Here is a 17,949-nt window from a genome sequence, read left to right on the forward strand (position 1 = left end):
GGGTCGATGCGGATCGACTGGTGGACGCTCGGCCTGCAGACGGTCAATGTCCTCGTCCTCATCTGGATCCTGAGCCGCTTCCTCTTCCGACCGCTGGCCGCGATGATCGAGGCACGGCGCGCCGCGGCGACGAAGCAGCTCGATGAGGCGAACGCCGCGCGGGCTGCCGCGGAGGCCGAGCGGCAGAAGGCGCAGCAGGAGGCGGCGGACATCGCCGCAACGCGCGCCGACGCCCTGAAGCGCGCCGCCGAGGATGCCGAAGCCGCGAAGCGCAGCAGCCTCGCCGCCGCGCGCGAGGAAACGGACCGCCTGCGCGCCGCCGCCGCCGCCGACATCGCGCGGGACCGCCAGCAGGCGGCCGCGGACGCCTCCAACCGCGCAAGCCGGCTGGCCCTCGACATCGCAGCCAGGCTGCTGTCCCGGCTGCCGGAGGAGGCGCGCGTCGCCGGCTTCCTCGACGGCATCGTCACCGGGCTGGCGGACCTGCCGGCGCCGGTGCGCGCGACCCTGGGTGCCGATGGCGCACCGATCCGCCTGAAAGCACCCCGCGCCCTGACGCCCGAAGAAATCGCCACCTGCCGCGCGCGACTGACAGAGGCCCTCGGCCGCCCGATCGACATCGCGCCGGTCGTCGAGCCCGACCTGATCGCCGGCCTTGAGATCGACATGCCGCATGCGGCCGTGCGCAACAGCCTGCGCGCCGATCTCGACCGCATCGCGGCCGGGCTGATGGAACCGGCGCCGTGACCGCCGACCCCGCCGCCGAGGCCTGGCTGGCCCGCAGCCGCGAGAGGTTGGCGCAGACGCCGCTTGCGCCGGAGGCGATGTCCGTCGGGCGCGTCGAACGCATCGCCGATGCCATCGCGAAGATCTCCGGCCTGCCGGAAACGCGCCTCAACGAGCTGCTGCATTTCGAAGGCGGCCAGACCGGCTTCGCCCTGACCCTCGATGCCGAGACCATCAGCGCCGTCATCCTGGACGAGGCCAGCACGATCGAGGCCGGCACGCGCGTCGCGCATACGGGCAAGGTGCTCGAAGTGCCGGTCGGCCCGGGCCTGCTCGGGCGGGTGGTCGATCCGCTCGGCCGGCCGCTCGATGGCGGCAAGCCCATCGTCGCGGAGGCGCATCACCCGGTGGAACGCCCGGCGCCGGCGATCATCGCGCGCGACCTGGTCTCCGAGCAGGTGGATACCGGCATCCTGGTGATCGATGCGCTGTTCACGCTCGGACGCGGGCAACGTGAACTGATCATCGGCGACCGCGCGACGGGCAAGACGGCGATTGCCGTCGACACCATCATCAACCAGAAGCACTCTGACCTGATCTGCATCTATGTCGCGGTCGGCCAGCGCGCGACCGCGGTGGAACGCGTGATCGAGGCGGTGCGCGAGCACGGCGCGCCGGAACGCTGCATCTTCGTCGTCGCCTCCGCGGCGTCGTCGGCGGGGCTGCAATGGATCGCGCCCTTCGCCGGCATGACCATCGCCGAGTATTTCCGCGATCGCGGCGAGCATGCGCTAATCGTCATCGACGACCTGACGAAGCATGCCGCGACGCATCGCGAGCTCGCGCTGCTGACGCGCGAACCGGTCGGCCGCGAGGCCTATCCCGGCGACATCTTCTATCTGCATGCGCGGCTGCTGGAGCGCGCGGCGAAACTGTCATCGCAGCTCGGCGGTGGGTCCCTGACCGCGCTGCCGATCGCAGAGACGGATGCCGGGAATCTCTCCGCCTATATCCCCACCAATCTGATCTCGATCACCGATGGGCAGATCGTGCTCAACACGCAGCTCTTCGCGGCGAATCATCGGCCCGCGGTGGATGTCGGGCTCAGCGTCAGTCGCGTCGGCGGCAAGGCGCAGCATCCGGCGCTGCGCAAGGTGTCCGGGCGGATCCGGCTCGACTACTCGCAGTTTCTCGAACTGGAGATGTTCACCCGCTTCGGCGGCATGACGGACACGCATGTGCAGGCGCAGATGGCGCGCGGCGAGCGCATCCGCGCGCTGCTCTCCCAGCCGCGCTTCGCGACGTTGCGGCCGGCGGGTGAGGTCGCGCTTCTGGCCGCACTCGCCGCGGGCGTCCTCGATACCCTGCCGGTCGACGCCGTGCCGGCCCTGCGCGCCCGCCTGTCTGGCCATCTCGACACGACCGTGCCGGAGCTGGTGAAGAGCCTCAGCGGCGACGCGCCGGTCGATGAGGCGCAAAGCGCGGCCCTCGTCGCCGCGGTACGTGCCCTGGCCGAGAGCCTGAAGGGCGGCAGTGGATGACGGAGCGGCTCAGCGACGTCGCCGTCCGCATTCATTCCGTGCGCCAGCTTTCGGCGGTAATCACGGCCATGCAGGGCATCGCCGGGGCGCGCTCGCGCGAGGCGCGCAGCCGGCTCGCCGGCGTGCGGGCCTATGCGCAGACCATCGCCACGGCCATCGGCCAGGCCCTGGCCTTCCTGCCGGCGCCGCCCGCCGCCGTCGCCGCGCCAGCCGACCGCCATCACGCCATCGTGGCGTTCTGCGCCGAACAGGGCTTCGCCGGGGTCTTCAACGAACGCGTCCTTGATGCCGCCGAGAGGCTGGTCTCGCCAGCGCCGGGTGCGACGCGCCTGCTGATCGTGGGCGATCGCGGCCTGATGGCGGCCGAGACGCGGAAACTCACCGTCGCCTGGTCGTCGCCGATGGTCGCCCATATCGGGCAGGCGACCGCGCTGGCCAGCCGGATCGTTGAGGAGCTCTATGGCCGGATCGACCGGGACGGCGTCTCCCGCGTCACCATCGTCCATGCGGTTCCCGGGTCGTCGGAGGGATTCGACATCCGAGAGAAGATCCTGATCCCCTTTGATTTCCACCGTTTCCCGGCCTCGCGCCGCGCCCAGTCCCCGCTGATCACGCTGCCGCCGGAACGCCTGCTCGCGCGGCTCGCGGAGGAGTACGTCTTCGCCGAATTGTGCGAGGCGGTGATGCTGTCCTTCGCCGCTGAGAACGAGGCGCGCATGCGGGCGATGATCACCGCCAAGAGCAATGTCGCGCGGACGCTCGACGATCTCACGGCCAAGTCCCGGCGGCTGCGCCAGGAGGAGATCACCAACGAGATCCTGGAACTCGCCGGCGGACAGGGGCCGGCGCCGTAGCGCGCGGCCCCTCGCGGATCAGGCCTTCTCGACGTTCCAGAACATCGGGAAGGAGGATTCGATCAGCCCGTTCAGCGACGTCCGATAGGCCGCCGGGATGGTGAACTGCCCCCACATGACGGAGGGCGTCAGCGCATAGGACAGGCGCTGGATCTCCGCGGCGATGCGTTTGCGGTCATCCGCGCTCTCCGTATTCACGAAGTTCCGCATCAGGGCCGGGATGCGCTCGTCGCAGGACCAGCCCGGGTAATCGGCGCAGGTATTGGCCGTGTAGAAATGCGTCAGCGGCGACATCATGTCGACGCCGTTGGAATAGACCGAGAACATGCTCCAGCCGTCCTTGCGGGCACGGCGGGCGAGCACGGTGCCCCAATCCATCACCTGCTCATCCACCGTGAAGCCGGCATCCTTCATGTTCTGGAGCAGCACCGCCCCGGCGATCTGCGAGATCGACCCGCCGACGCCGAGGAAGATCACCGGCTGCCCGCGATAGGAGGTCCGCGCGAGTTCCGCCTTGGCCTGCTCGACCGACAGCCTCGCCACCTCGGCGCCCGCATCGGTGGTCAGCGGCGTGCCGCACATCCAGAAGGAGTCGCAGGCGGTGCGGAAGCGCGGCGGAATGCCGATCGCCTGCAGCGCACCGTCCTGATCCGCGAGCTTCCACAGCACGCGTCGCACCGCCGGATCGTCGAACGGCGGAGAGGCGTGGTTGAGACGGTAATTGCCCTGGAACTGGTGCAACCCACCCAGCGACAGCAGCTTCACGTTCCGCGCGCGTTCGAGCCGGTCGATCATGTCGAACGGCACGTATTGCTGATAGTCCACCTCGCCCGCGATCAGCGCGGTCGCTGCGGTGATCTGGTCGGTCAGGACCCGCAACGCGATGCTGTCCACCTTCACGCGCTTGCCGCCGGCGAGAAAGTCGGGCGCTTCCTCACGCGGCACATAGCCGTCGAACCTGTCGAGCACCATGACATTGCCCGGCCGCCACAAGTCGGGTCGGAAGCGGAAGGGGCCTGAGCCGATGATCTCGGTGATGCGCTGGTCGCCCGGCGTCCGTGCGATGCGTTCGGGCAGGATGAAGGGCACCGGCGCATTGGGCTTGCCGAGGATCTCGAGCACCAGCGGGAAGGGGCGCGTCAGCGTCAGCTCGACCGTGCGTGCATCCTTCGCGACCAGGCCAGCCTTGGCATCGCGCAACATGCGGCCCAGCGCGTCCTTGGGCATCCAGCGTTCGAGCGAGGCGACGACATCGGTCGCCGTCACCGGCTGCCCGTCATGGAACTTCAGCCCTGGCCGCAGCGTGAAGGTCCAAGTCAGGCGATCGGTCGAGACTGTGTGCCCCTCGACCATCTGCGGGCGGATCTGCCCCCCGCTGTCCATGGCGAAGAGCGTATCGAAGATGTGGAAGCCGAAGGTCCGCGTGATCGCGGCGGTCGTCATGTAGGGGTCGAGGATGACGACCTCGGATTCCAGCACGAGCTGAAGCTGCGTCGCGGCGCGCGCCTCGCGCGGGCGGATGATGCCGGCAGCGGCGATCGCAGCACCGCCCGCGAGCATGCCACGACGGCCCAGATGGATCAGGGACATTGTCAGTTCCTCTCCGCGGCGGCGGGTTCGGGGCCTCGCCTTTCGATATATCCTATGCCAGCCTGCACCCGCACGTTGTGACCACGCAAGGAGGAATCGCGACGATGGTGGATACCGAGCTGCTCTTCATGCCGGCCACGCGCGCCGCTGCGCTGATCCGCCGCAAGGCGCTCTCGCCGGTCGAGCTGACGCGCACGGTGCTGGCCGCGATCGACCGCGAGCAGCCACGCCTGAATGCCTTCGTCACCGTGCTGCACGATGCCGCCATGGACGCGGCGCGTCGGGCGGAACAGGCGGTGATGGAGGGCGTGCCGCTCCCGCCGCTGCATGGCGTGCCGGTGCATGTGAAGGACCAGGTGGACACGGCGGGCATCCGCACCACGCATGGCAGCGCCATCTTCGCCGACAACCTCCCCGCCCGCGACGACATCACCGTCACGCGGCTACACGAGGCCGGCACCATCCTGCTCGGCAAGACCACCATGCCGGAGTTCGGCCACAAGGGCCTGACCGACGGGCCGGCCTTCGGGACCACGCGCAATCCGTGGGACCTGTCACGTACCGCGGGCGGGTCGTCGGGCGGCGCGGCAGCCGCGGTGGCGGTGGGGCTCGGGCCGCTGGGGCTGGGCACGGACGGCGCCGGATCGGTGCGCATCCCGGCGGCCTGCTGCGGCATCGTGGGCGTCAAGGCGACGCTTGGCAGCGTGCCCTGGGAAGCCTCGGCGGATACCTTCGCGAACAACGTCTATGCCGGACCGATGACGCGCACCGTGACGGATGCGGCGGTGATGCTCTCGGTCATCGCCGGGCCCAGTCCACGCGACGCGCAGAGTCTGCGTGGCCCCGGCATTGCGCCCGTCTCGCCGGCGCTGATCGGCGGCGACCTGCACGGGCTGCGCATCGGCTACATCCCGCGCGCCTGCAACGCGAAGGTGCAAGCGGAAATGGCCGCCAACACGATCGCCTCGCTCGACGCCTTCGCGGCGCGCGGCGCGCTGATCGAGGAGGTGACGGACGCGATCGACTGGATGGAGTTCCCCGGCCGCATCATGTACCAGGCCGGCTTCGCCGTGAGCTGCGCCCAGTACCTGCCGGACTGGCACAACCGGATGGATCCGGTGCTGCTTGCCTTCATGGAGCGGGGCGGAAAGTTCTCGCTGGCGCAGTTCCGCGAGGCGCAGTTCGCGCGCACGCGCCTGTTCCGCACGATCCAGGATCTCTTCACGCGCTACGACGTGCTGGTGACGCCGACCCTCACGCGCACCGCGCTGCCCGCCGATTTCGACGCCGCGCATGACGAGGTGGAAATCGACGGGGAAAAATGCGGCATCACCCGCCAGGGGTGGAGCAGCTACATGTACCCCTTCAACCTGACCGGCCATCCGGCCGTGACCATCCCATCGGGCTTCGCGCAGGACGGCCTGCCGACCGCGGTGCAGCTCGTCGGGCCCTGGGGTGGCGACATGGATCTGCTACGGCTCGGCGCCATTCTGGAACAGGACCGGCCCTGGGCGCAGCATCGGCCGCCCGCGGGGTGAAACAGAGGGAGCCTCGCCCTCGGACCTGAAGAACGCGGCGAGGGCAGAGCGGGGACGGACACCGCCCTCCCCCGCTCCGCCGTCACCTAACCTCTTTGCGCGATGGGGCTGGCCCCTCCGGCAAGCGCTCAAACCGGCGTAAACATCGGCACCGGGGCGCCGCCTTCCTCGGTCGGCTTGAAGACGAGCTTCACCTTCTGGCCGATCTTCAACGTATCGAGGTCGCAATCCACGATGTTCGTGAACATGCGCGGGCCCTCGTCGAGTTCGACATAGGCCGGCGCATGCGGCTCCTTCGACCGCATGACGGTGAAGGAATAGATGGTCCCCGTCCCCTTCGCCTCGACCAGCTCGACATTGTTCGAGAGGGTGAAGGGTGAGCAGCCGCGCGGATACCAGAAATGCTTCCCGGTATCCTTGCACAGCCCGATCAGGAACTTGCCCTGGCGGGCGGCGTCCCAGAACGGCTTGGTGGTGGGGTCTTCTTTCGGCGCCGGGATGGCGCGGTTGGCAGCTGGGGTCGCCATGATGATCACTCCCGCTCCATGATGAGGGTGGCGCCGCCGTGGCGATGGCCCAGCAGGCCGCCCACGCCGTTCGCCAGGGCCAGCTTGCAGCCCGGTACCTGGACCTTCGGGTGGGCTTCGCCGCGGAGCTGACGCACCGCCTCGATCACCTTGGTCATGCCGCCGCGGTTCGCCGGGTGGTTGTTGCACAGCCCGCCGCCATCGGTGTTGAAGGGCAGCTTGCCGACGCCGCTGATCAGGTTGCCGTCGGCGACGAAGGCACCGCCCTTGCCCTTCTCGGCGAAGCCCAGGTCCTCGATCTGCATCAGCACCGTGATGGTAAAGCTGTCGTAGATCGAGGCGTATTGGATGTCCTTCGGCGTGACCTTGGCCTCGGCGAAGGCCGCCGCGCCGGACTGCTTCACGGCCGAATAGGTCAGGTCGGTCGCGCCGCCGGCCTGGTTCTTGGTGGCCTCGGCGCAGCCGAGCACCTTCACCATCGGGCGCTTCAGTGACTTTGCGATTTCCGGCCGCGCGACGATCAGCGCGCCGCCGCCGTCCGAGATGACGCAGCAATCGAGCCGGTGCAGCGGGTCCGCCACCATCGGCGAATTCACCACGTCCTCGACCGTCACGACCTTCGGCAGCATGGCGTGCGGGTTGTACTGGGCATGGGTGGAGGCGGCGACCTTGATCCAGGCGAGCTGCTCGGAGGTCGTGCCGTATTCATACATGTGGCGCTGCGCGACATTCGCGTAGGAGGTCACGACGGTACGCGCCATCGGGATCTCGAACGGATCGTCCGGGATGTTCGGCGCCCAGGACCGCGGCACGGTGCCGGTCGCCATGCCTTCCGCGCGCGGCCGGCCAGCCAGGGTGATGAGCGCGATGTTGCAGCGCCCTTCCTTGATGGCCTGCGCCGCGTGGCCGACATGCATGACGTAGGAGCAGCCGCCCATGTCGGTGGAATCGACATGGCGCAGCTTGGTCAGCCCCATGTAGTCGGCCTGGTTGATCGGCCCGAGGCCGGGGGCGGCACCGGTGCAGAAGAAGCCGTCGACGTCGTCCTTGGTCAGCCCGGCATCCTGCAGGGCGCCATAGGCGACCTCGGCATGGAGCTGGGCGACGGATTGGCCCTCGGCCTTGCGCGTCGGATGCTCGAAAGCCCCGACGATATAGGCTGCGCCGTTGATGCTCATGGCGGGGGCGGTTCCTCCTGCTGGTTCCAGTCGGCCGGCAGGGAAGCAGCGCAGCGCCCTGCTGTCGAGGGGGCCGGAGCCACTTTCCCAACCGATCGGTCAGCGGAAGGGCGTGAGGCGGAGGGTCATACCAGCGGCCCCGGGGCATGACTGAAGATGGCGCAATTGGAGGGACGCCGCCCCTCCAAACCACCCCGCCATCGCGGTCCCATTGACGTTGCTTCGCAACGCCAATGGGTGCCCCTGGATGCTGGGCATCCTGGACCGCAGTCTCTTGGCGTTGGGCGCCACGGCCATGCCCGGCCCGCACAGCGCCCTTGGTGCGCAAGTGCGGGCTTCGGCGCCGTTCTGCCCGTGGCGCACAGCACCAGGTGAAGGTTTGCAAAGGCCCTTCGGCCTTTGCTGGGGAGAGCCCGAGAGGAGCAAAGCCCCTCTCGGTTCCACAGGTCAGGACATGGGGCCGCCGGTATCAGCCCGCCCCGTCGATCAGCGTGCCCGTGCTGCGCCCGCGTCCCGGTTCCAGCGTCTTCATGTAGTACCGCCCGGCGACCGTCTGCCCGGCCACGCGCGCGTAGAAGGGGTGCGTCCCCCAATGCTGGTAGCCGAGATTCTCGAACAGCGAGATCGCGGTCGTCTGCGTCTCCCGCACATCGAGGTTGATGACGCGGTGCCCCAGCGCCGCCGCCCGCTCCTCGACCTTGCGCACCATCAGCCGCGCCAGGCCATGGCCGCGGGCATAGGGCGCGATATAGGCGTGGGTCAGGGTCGCGGCGAAAGCCTGGGCCTCGTTGTTGCGGGGCGGGCGGACGAGCAAGGCGGACCCCACCACATGCCCGTCCAGCCGCGCGACGAACAGCTCGCGTTCCGGCACCAGCAGCACGCCGCGGAAATGGCGTTCCAGCGCGGCGCGGCCCTGGGGTTCCACCCAGCCGAAGCCGCCGCCCTCGATGATGGCGGCATCGGTCGCCTCGGCCAGGTCGGCGAGGTCGGCCTCGGACAGGCGCTCGACCCGTTCGACCGCGAGCTGGCGGGCATTCTCGACGGCGACGGAGCTGTTCACGGTTCCCACCGCAGGAAATTGGCGAGCATGGTCAGCCCGATCGGGCCGCTCTTCTCGACATGGAATTGCAGCCCGGCGAGGTTGCCCCGCGCAATGATCGCGGTCACCGGCCCGCCATAGTCGGTCGTGGCGATGACATCCTCGGGCTCCTCCGCCTCGAAGGCGTAGGAGTGGACGAAATAGACCTGGTCGCCCGGGCGGATACCGTCGAGGACGGGGTGGAAGCCTTCCTCGAAGGACAATGCGTTCCAGCCCATCTGCGGCAGGGGCAGCGGCTTGCCATCGACCCCGAGCGGGTCCATCGGCGCCACCACGCCCGGGATCCAGCCGAGCCCGGGCGTCTCGCCGTGCTCCAGCCCCTTGTCGCCCATGAGCTGCATGCCGACGCAGATGCCGAGGAAGGGGACGCCCTGCCCGCGCACGCGTTCCTCCAGCGCCTCCACCATGCCGGGCAGGGCATCGAGGCCGCGCCGGCAGGCCGCGAAGGCGCCCTGGCCAGGCAGCACGATGCGATCGGCCAGGCGCAGGTCGGCCGCCGCCGTGACGACCTTCACCACCGCCGCGATGTCATGATCCTCGGCCGCCTTTTCGAAGGCACGGACCACAGAGGCCAGGTTGCCCGACCCCGGGTCGATCACCGCGACGCGCTGCACCATTCCCGCTTCCCCTTCAGGCCGCCAGCCGCGCCAAGTCAGGGCGCCCCGAGGCGAGCGTCAGGAAGGCCGCCTCCGCCGAGCGGCCCATGACCACCGCCTCGGTCCTCCACCCACGCAGGCCGAGCCACCAAGCCCGCAGGGCGCGAGCTTCGAATCCGATGAAAAGCTGCAGACCGAGCGTCAGAATCCCCACCGCCGCCGGCGGCAGCAGCGCGCCCATCGCCACCATGGCCGCCAGGGTCAGCCCGGCGAGCGCGAAGCAGCGATGGAACAGGAACCACAGCACGGGCGCGACGAAGGCCCAGAAGGCGAAGCCATCCCGCAGAATCACCGCCCGGGGCGGCCTTGCGCCAGCGGGGGGCCTGACCTGCACCGTGTAGACGCGCATCTTCAGGCCTCCAGCACCCCTTTGGTGGAGGGGATTGCCCCCGCCGCGCGCGCGTCAGGCTCAACCGCCTCACGCAGGGCGCGGGCGGCAGCCTTGAAACACGCTTCCGCGACATGGTGCGCGTTGGTGCCCGCCTTCAAGGTCATGTGCATCGTGATGCCGGCATTGAAGGCGAGGGCGCGGAAGAACTCCTCGAACAGCTCGGTGTCCATCTCGCCCACCTTGTCGCGGACAAAGGGGACGGACCAGGCGAGGAAGGGGCGGCCGGAGATGTCGATGGCGCATTCGGCCAGCGCCTCATCCATCGGCAGCAGGGACGCGCCGTACCGACGAATGCCGCGCTTGTCCCCGAGCGCCTTTCGGAGCGCCTGGCCGATCACGATGCCGACATCCTCGGCGGTATGGTGGAAGTCGATATGCAGGTCGCCGGTCGCGGCAATGTCCATGTCGATCATCGAATGCCGCGCCAGTGCGGTCAGCATGTGATCGAGAAAGCCGATTCCCGTGGCGATCCCGGCGCGGCCGGTGCCGTCGAGGTGAATGGCAACCCGGATATCCGTCTCGGCGGTCTTGCGGGTGATCTCGGCGCGGCGCGCCGGGGTCGGGGGGACGTCCATGGGGCGCTTCCTACGCCCCTATCGCCCAGTCCCGCAATCATGCCGGGCAGGCGGGCCGCGTCACGCCGCGAGGGCGCGTCCCGCATCCGGCGCCAGCAACCGATTCACGACCGCCGCGGCGCCTGGCGAGAGGGTCTGGAAGGCGAGATGGAAGCACCCATCCTCTGCCGCGACGACTCTGGCCGGCAGCAGGGCGGTATCGAGCATCAGCGCGGCCGGCGTGCCCGGGGCCGCCGCAAGCCCTTCGACCTGCACGGCCGCGCCGCCCTCGGACAGGTCCAGCAGGTTCACGGCGGTCCGGCGCCCGGCGAGTTCCAGCATGGCCGCGCGACGGAGCGGCACACGGTCATGGGCGCGGCGGTCGGAGACCTTGGTCCGTGCCGGCAAGCCGGGCTGCCCTCCAGGCAGCGGTGAAGCGCATTGCTGGGTCATGAATGGGGTCACTCGCTCGACGGATAGACAGAGCGCAAAGCAAACCACGGCAATCCTTTCCCATTCGTCATCGCGGCAATGGGTCTGGGACCGCAACGCCTCGGGGAGCTGCCCATCCCCGTTGCAGGCCTTACGCAATCCGCCGGCCGTCCACACCAAGCGGCAGGTCAAGCCGCCACGAAAGAATTGCTGATGTTGACCGGCCGAGACGTCCAAGCGCGCATTCACGGGACGGCAGGTCTTCAGGCATGCCGGAGGCCGGCGCGCACCGCCTGACCGTGACAATGCGCAGGGTCTCGCAGCGCTCCCAGGATCCGCCTGAATAGATGAATGGCTCCAGCGCCGCAGAAGGGTCGCCTTCTGCGGCACCGGCATGACTTCTGAAGCTCAAGCCGATCGGATGTGAGATGGTTCACAGATGCCTCGAAACGGCACCGCATTTGATTTGCCTGCGTGTCGACCAACCTCATATTTTGATTTAAATCGAATTGGAGAAACAAACATGAGCGGCCTGGATCTTAAAGGTCTGACGGCGGAAAAACTGTCAGCATTCGAAGGAAAGAACATTGCCCTCATCTGCGACAGCGGACTCACCGACGCATCCTTGAATCATTGCGCACATTTTGTATGCCACGCCCTGGATGTCGGAATAGGCATGAAATGTGGAGATATGACTTTTAAGACGCGCGGGAAGGGCGCATCCATTCGCGTCGATGATGTCTTTAATTATTGTATACTTCGCGGAGAGTGGGACGATAAGAACAGCAGCATGGAATCATGCCTTATATTTGTAACCCCGGAAAATAATGTTAAATCGAAGACCGATCATTTGATCATGGGAAATATCAGCAAGAAACACATCGGCATCCATCTCAATGGTAAGGTTTGGCATTACTCAAACGGGAAGGATAAAGTGATTTGTGAAAGTGTCGCCGATTTCAAGAATAGATTCTATCGAAATTACGGATCAGATATCGGTCTATATTATGGGTATCGGCAAGATATATGATTTCATAGACCGAATCATTCATCCCATCCGCAACTGCCAACCGCACAGAAACTGGACGCCGATGGGCCGCAGCGTCTTGATGCCCCTAATCCGGGCTTCCCTTCGCACCACAATCCGGATGTTCTGCCCACGTCCGCTGCCACCTCGAGCGGGTATTTCACTTGGGTCAACGGCCCAGCGAGATTGCCTGCTCCTGCCGCTGCGTTCAAGGAGCCGGCCGGCCAGTGGGTCGGCACCCCTGCGCTCTCCTCCACCCCATTGAGTCCGCGCGCCCCTGAGCCCATTTTCGGGCCACCATGACCTCCTCACAACATGATCCCCTCGGGTGGCACGGCACCACCATCCTGTGCGTGCGCAAGGACGGCCGCGTCGCCATGGCCGGCGACGGCCAGGTTTCGCTCGGCCAGACGGTGGTGAAGGGCAATGCCCGCAAGGTCCGCCGCATCGCCGGCGGCAAGGTGCTCACCGGCTTCGCGGGCGCGACGGCCGATGCCTTCACCCTCCTCGAACGCCTTGAAGCCAAGCTGGAGCGCTTTCCCGACCAGCTCGAACGCGCCTGCGTCGAACTCGCCAAGGATTGGCGCACCGACCGCTACCTCCGCCGCCTCGAAGCCCTGCTGGCCGTGGCCGATTCGAAGCGATCCCTGCTGCTGACCGGCCAGGGCGACGTGCTGGAGCCGGAAGACGCCATCATCGGCATCGGGTCGGGCGGCAACTATGCGCTCGCGGCCGCACGTGCACTTCTCCCCGTCGAAGGCATCGACGCGGAAGAGATCTGCCGCCGTGCGATGAAGATCGCCGGTGACATCTGCGTCTACACCAACGGCAATATCGTTCTCGAAAGTCTCGACTCGTGAGTGAAGCCATCAACCTGAGCCCGCGCGAGATCGTCAGCGAGCTCGACCGTCACATCGTCGGCCAGCAGGACGCGAAGCGCGCCGTCGCCATCGCCCTGCGCAACCGCTGGCGCCGCCAGCAGCTCCCCGAGGGGCTGCGCGAAGAAGTCGTGCCGAAGAACATCCTGATGATCGGCCCGACCGGCGTCGGCAAGACGGAGATCGCGCGCCGCCTGGCGAAGCTCGCCAACGCGCCCTTCCTCAAGGTCGAGGCGACGAAGTTCACCGAGGTCGGCTATGTCGGCCGCGACGTGGAATCCATCGTGCGCGACCTGGTCGAGGCCGCCATCACCATGGGCCGCGAACAGGCCCGCCGCACCGTGCAGGCCAAGGCGGAACTGAGTGCCGAGGAACGCCTGATCGCCGCCCTCGTGGGTGAGGCCGCCTCGGGCGAGACCAAGATGAAGTTCCGCCGCATGCTGCGCGACGGCGAACTGGAATCGCGCGAGGTGGAGGTACAGATCGCCGACGCCGCCGGCGGCATGCCGATCGGCATGATCGACCTGCCCGGCAACCAGGGCCTGCAGATGCAGAACATGCAGGACATGCTCGGCAAGATGTTTGGCGGCCGCCAGAAGCCGCGAAAGATGTCCGTCGCCGAGGCCCGCATCGCCCTGACGAAGGAAGAGGCCGACAAGCTGCTCGACCAGGATGCGCTGGTGCGCGACGCGGTGTCGCATGCCGAGAACAACGGCATCGTCTTCCTCGACGAGATCGACAAGGTCTGCGCCCGCACCGGCGAGGGCGGCTTCCGCGGCGGCGACGTCTCCCGCGAGGGCGTGCAGCGCGACCTGCTGCCGCTGATCGAGGGCACCACCGTCACGACGAAGCACGGGCCGGTGAAGACGGACCACATCCTCTTCATCGCCTCCGGCGCCTTCCACCTGGCGAAGCCGTCCGACCTGCTGCCCGAATTGCAGGGTCGTCTGCCGATCCGCGTGGAACTCGCCGCCCTGACCCGCGACGATTTCCGCCAGATCCTGACCGAGCCGGAGCATTCGCTGCTGAAGCAGTACACCGCGCTGCTCGGCACCGAAGGCGTGACGCTGGACTTCACCGCCGATGCGGTGGATGCGCTGGCCGACCTCGCGGCGGAGATCAACGCGACGGTGGAGAACATCGGCGCGCGGCGCCTGGCCACGGTGCTGGAACGGCTGCTGGAGGAAATCTCCTTTACCGCCTCCGACCGCGGCGGGGAGACGATGCGCGTCGATGGCGACATGGTGCGCGGGAAGGTGGCGCCACTCGCGGGCAATGCCGACCTGTCGCGCTTCATTCTGTAGATCCCGGCAGCCGGCGCGCCTCGCGCCGGCCAGCCCCCCGGTTGGTTCGGCACTAGGGAGCGCGACTGCGCGCCCAGGCACCGCGTTCCTTGCCGGTGAGGTATCACCGGCAAGGCCGGGCATCAGGGCAGTTCGGTCATGCCGACGTCCCGGTGCAGGCGCCGATCGATGCGCTCCCGCGCTTCAGCCAGCAATTCCTCGAGGCCGTTCGGCACGTGATTCCGCAACACCTCAGGTCGGGCGTCGCTGCCCGGCGCATGGACGAGGAGGCGCCAACCGCCGCCGATCTCGTCGAAGACCTCGATCCGGTAGTGCCGGTGGTTCACCACCCTGACCCGTAGCGATCGCCGTCCCACGAAAGGCCCTCGTGCCAGCACCGTTCGCTGCATCACAGCGCGGCCTCGCGCACCATGCCACAATATGAGGCAACTCGCCCAGCCTGAATGCGTCCTTGCTCTGGACTTGCGAAGGTGGAAGCTGCGATTCTGCTGGCGGGGGATGGTCGATTCGCGGCCATGGAATAGGGGAAAATTCGCGTGTCACGTCCGAGATCTGCGGATTGGGGACGCAGACGTCGCCAGCAATGCGCCGCCTTGCCCATCAGGGAGCGTGACGGCGAAATCCATGTCATGCTCATCACCACGCGCGGGCGTGGCCACTGGGTCATCCCGAAGGGCTGGGCCGAGAAGGGCGTTGCGCCGCACGACCTCGCCGCGCGCGAGGCCTATGAGGAAGCGGGACTGCTGGGCCGCGCGCAGGAAGAGCCACTCGGCGTCTATTGCTCGCGCAAGCGCCTGCCGAATGGGCGCCGCGTTACCTGCCAAGTCGAAGTCTACGCGCTTGCGGTGGAAGCACGCGCCGAGGACTGGCCCGAGCGTGGCCAGCGGCGCAAGCGCTGGGTCCCGGCAGAGGAAGCCGCCGAGTTGGTCTTCGATCCGGGCCTTGCCGATTTCCTGCAGGGGTTGCGCCTGACGGCGGTCTGATCGCTCCGCCCGGCCGTGCGCCCTTACGCGAGCGGCCCCAATTCATGTCCTGTGGAACCGAGAGCGGCTATGCCCCTCTCGGGCGCACCCCAGCAAATGCCGAAGGGCCTTTGCAAACCTCAACCTGACATCGTGCGCCGTTGCCAGAATACTGCGCCGAGACCCGCACCTGTGCACGGAGCGCGCCTGAGGGGCACAGCATGCCCATGCTGCCCGGCGCCAAACGACTGCATTCCAAGTGCGCCAGGCGCTTGGCGGAGTGGTTTGGAGGGGCGCCGCCCCTCCTATTCCGCCCGCATCGGTCATCTCCAAGGGCCGCTCGGATCATTCCGACGCGACCCGTTCGATCAGGCTCCGCAACAGGCCAGCGCCCTCCGCCAGGGCCTCGATCGTACCTGGCTGCCCGTCCGGGCTGCCGGCAGCGGGCGGGAAGACCAGCCGGTCCTGCCCCAATTCCCCCACCGACAGCACGCCGTCCCCGTCATAGTCGAGGCTCGAGACGATCAGCCGCGCCGCCGCCAGCGCCACGCCGCCACCGAGGCCAGTCGCGGCCGCAATGCCCTCCGGCGCGGCGCCTTCCTGCGCTGCCAGCGCCCAGGCGGCACCCCGCAACAGCCGCGCAATCTCCGCCACACTCAGCTTGCCGTCGCCCGATATATCCGCCGCCGAGATCAGGCCGGCAATGCAGGCCGGCATCGTCCCCGGCTGGCAGGCGGCTTCCAGCCGTTCCAATGTGCCCAGGAAGGCGAGCCCCTCGCCATGCAGCAGTGCCAACATGGGACCGCCTGTCTCGCAGCGCAGCCAGCGCGTGACGGGGGTCGCGCCCGGCAGTCGGTCGTCCCGCACCTTGGCATCCGGCTCGGCCAGTTCGAGCGCATCGCCATCCGCGCGCAGCATCACCCGCGGCGCCTCGGCCCCCGATCCGGTGCCAAGCGTCCAGCCCGACAGCGCGCGCACGGACCGGAAACGGACCAGCCGGGCGGCCCCATCCGCCGGCAACCGCACCGCGGCGCGGGCCGTGACATGCAGCAGCGCCTCGGGCGCGGTGCAGGACCCGGCAGCCCAGGTGCCGCGCAGCGCTTCCGGCACGCCCTGCGCCATGGCCGGCGCCGCCGCCATCAGCAGCAGCGCCAGCAGCGGAACCCTCATTGCAGGACCAGCTCCTCGCCGGCGCAGAGGTCGAGGCCGGTCAGCAGGATCTCCCGCCCGTCGCGGAACACCACGGCGAGTTCCGCCAGGCAGCCGACGCCGTCGGGCGGGGCGAAGTCCAGCGTCTCCCCCACCCCGAGCACGGTGCGGCCGAGCCGGTCCGGCCCGCGCTCGCCACCGGCCGGATAGGCGTAGAGCTCGGCGATCGGCGTGTCCCCGCCGTTGCGCAGCCGCACGCTGCCAGCGCGCGGGCCGGTATCCGCGCTCTCGCCCTCATCCAGCCGGTCAGCGAGCGTCCATCCCGGGCGCAGCACGATCACCGGCGTCTCGCAGAAATTGATCGCGGCGCGTTCCTCGGCGCCACGGCGGTCCTCGAAGACGATGCGCAGATCGGCCTCGCAGTCGCGCAGCCGGGCGGCGACCTCGATGCGCCCACCGCGCGCCAGCACGTCCTCGCCAAGGCGATCGGGGCCCCAATCCTCCTCGGCGCTGCCGGAGATGTAGACCTCCTGCACCGCGGCGCCGTGGCGGTTGACCAACGTCACGCGCCGCTCCGGCGGCCGCGGCGCGCCGGATCCGTCAAAGCTGACCTCCCGCTGCCGGCAGAGATCGACGCCCTGCTTCACCTCCTCCGCATCGTCCTCATAGACCGCGCGGAGATCCCACAGGCAGGCCGCGCCGCGCACACGCAGCGAGAAGGCAGACCCGGCGGGCAGAAGATCGCTGCCGAGGCGATCCGGACCCCAGGCGGTCGGCGCACGGGTGCTCGCGTAGAATTCGCGCATGGCACGATCGGAGGCATTGGCGATGCGCGCCTCGCGCCGCGGCGCATTGGGATCGCCGAAGGTCACACGGGCATCGCGGCAGAGATTCAGCGCCGGGCGCGTCTCCTCCTCGCCATCCTCGAACACTGCGGTGACGTCAAAGACGCAGTCCCGCGTGCGACCGAGGCGCACGCGCCACTCGCGCCCGGCGGGGATGATGTTCTCGCCCAGCCGGTCCGGTCCGCGGCCGGGCGCATTGGGCGGTGCTGCGAAGACCTGCAGCAGGATGGCGTCGGTCTCGTTGCGCACCGTCACCTCACGCAGCGGGATCGAGGGATCGCCGAACTGAACACGACGATTCTGGCAGATGTTCTGCCGCCGGCGTTCCTCGGTGCCGTCCTGGTAGACGGCGCGGAATTCCAGGTCGCAGGGCGCGGTGCCCAGGCGCGCGCGGAACGTGCCGCGATCCGGCACGGTGTCCGACCCCAGCAGGTCAGGCCCGAATTCGGCGGCACCCGGTGGCGCGGCGTAGAGCTCGCGCAGCGTCTGGCCGGACTGGTTCGTGATGGTGGCTTCGCGTTCGCGCGGCTGGGCCTGGGGGGCATTGCGCGGCGCCGGCTGCGCCAGGGCCGCAAGGGGAGCGAAGGCGAGACAGACAGCGATCGCCAGGGAAGGCAGGCGCATGAAGGGTCATCCGGGGGTCAAGACACCCGCCAGGATGCTGGTTGCGCGGCGCCCTCCGCAAGCGCCGCCAGGAC

At 68.5% G+C, this 17,949-nt stretch carries 19 protein-coding genes; 8 read left to right on the forward strand and 11 right to left on the reverse strand.

Annotated elements, in window-relative coordinates:
* Positions 1–6: 6 nt before the first annotated feature.
* From KPL78_RS22715 to KPL78_RS22725, 3 genes are read left to right on the forward strand one after another with little or no spacing between them, the layout of a single operon-like run.
* Positions 7–747, forward strand: coding sequence for a F0F1 ATP synthase subunit B (locus KPL78_RS22715; RefSeq protein WP_219765245.1), 741 nt, complete (start codon positions 7–9; stop codon positions 745–747).
* Entirely contained in the window at positions 744–2,267 is a 1,524-nt protein-coding gene (locus KPL78_RS22720; protein WP_219765246.1) for a F0F1 ATP synthase subunit alpha, read from the forward strand. The genes KPL78_RS22715 and KPL78_RS22720 overlap by 4 nt, the downstream gene beginning before the upstream one ends.
* A complete protein-coding gene (locus KPL78_RS22725) occupies positions 2,264–3,121 on the forward strand; it encodes a F0F1 ATP synthase subunit gamma (protein WP_219765247.1) in 858 nt (285 codons plus the stop codon). The genes KPL78_RS22720 and KPL78_RS22725 overlap by 4 nt, the downstream gene beginning before the upstream one ends.
* 18 nt (positions 3,122–3,139) lie before the next feature.
* Here KPL78_RS22725 and KPL78_RS22730 read toward each other — a convergent pair whose 3' ends face one another.
* A complete protein-coding gene (locus KPL78_RS22730) occupies positions 3,140–4,711 on the reverse strand; it encodes an ABC transporter substrate-binding protein (protein WP_219765248.1) in 1,572 nt (523 codons plus the stop codon).
* A 104-nt stretch (positions 4,712–4,815) separates the two neighbouring features.
* Here KPL78_RS22730 and KPL78_RS22735 point away from each other — a divergent pair, with 104 nt between their 5' ends.
* A complete protein-coding gene (locus tag KPL78_RS22735; RefSeq protein ID WP_255569323.1) occupies positions 4,816–6,249 on the forward strand; it encodes an amidase in 1,434 nt (477 codons plus the stop codon).
* 128 nt (positions 6,250–6,377) lie between these two features.
* Here KPL78_RS22735 and KPL78_RS22740 read toward each other — a convergent pair whose 3' ends face one another.
* The 7 genes from KPL78_RS22740 to KPL78_RS22770 form a co-directional block, all read right to left on the reverse strand.
* Positions 6,378–6,776 carry a Zn-ribbon domain-containing OB-fold protein gene (locus tag KPL78_RS22740; protein ID WP_219765249.1) on the reverse strand — a complete coding sequence of 133 codons (399 nt, stop codon included), beginning with the start codon at positions 6,774–6,776 and terminating at the stop codon, positions 6,378–6,380.
* A gap of 5 nt (positions 6,777–6,781) precedes the next feature.
* Positions 6,782–7,954, reverse strand: coding sequence for a thiolase family protein (locus KPL78_RS22745; RefSeq protein ID WP_219765250.1), 1,173 nt, complete (start codon positions 7,952–7,954; stop codon positions 6,782–6,784).
* A gap of 469 nt (positions 7,955–8,423) precedes the next feature.
* A complete protein-coding gene (locus KPL78_RS22750) occupies positions 8,424–9,014 on the reverse strand; it encodes a GNAT family N-acetyltransferase (protein ID WP_219765251.1) in 591 nt (196 codons plus the stop codon).
* Positions 9,011–9,670, reverse strand: a complete 660-nt coding sequence (hisH, locus tag KPL78_RS22755; protein WP_219765252.1) for an imidazole glycerol phosphate synthase subunit HisH — start codon at positions 9,668–9,670, stop codon at positions 9,011–9,013. Before hisH ends, KPL78_RS22750 begins: the two co-directional genes overlap by 4 nt.
* Positions 9,671–9,683: 13 nt before the next feature.
* Complete coding sequence (locus KPL78_RS22760) at positions 9,684–10,001, reverse strand: DUF2628 domain-containing protein (protein WP_219765253.1); 318 nt, start codon at positions 9,999–10,001, stop codon at positions 9,684–9,686.
* Positions 10,002–10,060: 59 nt separating this feature from the next.
* Positions 10,061–10,675 (reverse strand): imidazoleglycerol-phosphate dehydratase HisB, encoded by a 615-nt coding sequence (gene hisB, locus KPL78_RS22765; RefSeq protein WP_219765254.1) that lies wholly within the window; start codon positions 10,673–10,675, stop codon positions 10,061–10,063.
* A gap of 60 nt (positions 10,676–10,735) precedes the next feature.
* Positions 10,736–11,062, reverse strand: coding sequence for a PilZ domain-containing protein (locus KPL78_RS22770; RefSeq protein ID WP_219765255.1), 327 nt, complete (start codon positions 11,060–11,062; stop codon positions 10,736–10,738).
* A 547-nt stretch (positions 11,063–11,609) separates the two neighbouring features.
* Between KPL78_RS22770 and KPL78_RS22775 the strand changes: the two genes are divergently transcribed.
* From KPL78_RS22775 to hslU, 3 genes are all read left to right on the forward strand, one after another.
* Positions 11,610–12,116, forward strand: a complete 507-nt coding sequence (locus KPL78_RS22775; RefSeq protein WP_219765256.1) for a hypothetical protein — start codon at positions 11,610–11,612, stop codon at positions 12,114–12,116.
* A 296-nt stretch (positions 12,117–12,412) separates the two neighbouring features.
* The gene (gene hslV / locus KPL78_RS22780; protein WP_219765257.1) at positions 12,413–12,973 is read left to right on the forward strand and encodes an ATP-dependent protease subunit HslV; all 561 of its coding nucleotides are present in this window, start codon (positions 12,413–12,415) and stop codon (positions 12,971–12,973) included.
* Positions 12,970–14,295 carry an ATP-dependent protease ATPase subunit HslU gene (gene hslU / locus KPL78_RS22785; protein WP_219765258.1) on the forward strand — a complete coding sequence of 442 codons (1,326 nt, stop codon included), beginning with the start codon at positions 12,970–12,972 and terminating at the stop codon, positions 14,293–14,295. Before hslV ends, hslU begins: the two co-directional genes overlap by 4 nt.
* Before the next feature lie 122 nt (positions 14,296–14,417).
* Here the strand turns inward: hslU and KPL78_RS22790 are convergent, their stop codons facing one another.
* Positions 14,418–14,651 carry a hypothetical protein gene (locus KPL78_RS22790; protein WP_219765259.1) on the reverse strand — a complete coding sequence of 78 codons (234 nt, stop codon included), beginning with the start codon at positions 14,649–14,651 and terminating at the stop codon, positions 14,418–14,420.
* Positions 14,652–14,831: 180 nt separating this feature from the next.
* On the opposite strand from KPL78_RS22790, the gene KPL78_RS22795 reads away from it, so the two are divergent.
* Positions 14,832–15,278 (forward strand): NUDIX hydrolase, encoded by a 447-nt coding sequence (locus KPL78_RS22795; protein WP_369412826.1) that lies wholly within the window; start codon positions 14,832–14,834, stop codon positions 15,276–15,278.
* Positions 15,279–15,602: 324 nt separating this feature from the next.
* Here the strand turns inward: KPL78_RS22795 and KPL78_RS22800 are convergent, their stop codons facing one another.
* Entirely contained in the window at positions 15,603–16,427 is an 825-nt protein-coding gene (locus KPL78_RS22800) for an EF-hand domain-containing protein (protein WP_219765261.1), read from the reverse strand.
* On the reverse strand, positions 16,424–17,875 hold the full coding sequence (locus tag KPL78_RS22805) for a hypothetical protein (protein ID WP_219765262.1): 1,452 nt from the start codon (positions 17,873–17,875) through the stop codon (positions 16,424–16,426). The genes KPL78_RS22800 and KPL78_RS22805 overlap by 4 nt, the downstream gene beginning before the upstream one ends.
* Between the last annotated feature and the right edge of the window lie 74 nt (positions 17,876–17,949).

This window comes from Roseomonas alba, from assembly GCF_019430885.1.
In the GTDB taxonomy this organism is placed as follows: Bacteria; Pseudomonadota; Alphaproteobacteria; order Acetobacterales; family Acetobacteraceae; genus Neoroseomonas; species Neoroseomonas alba.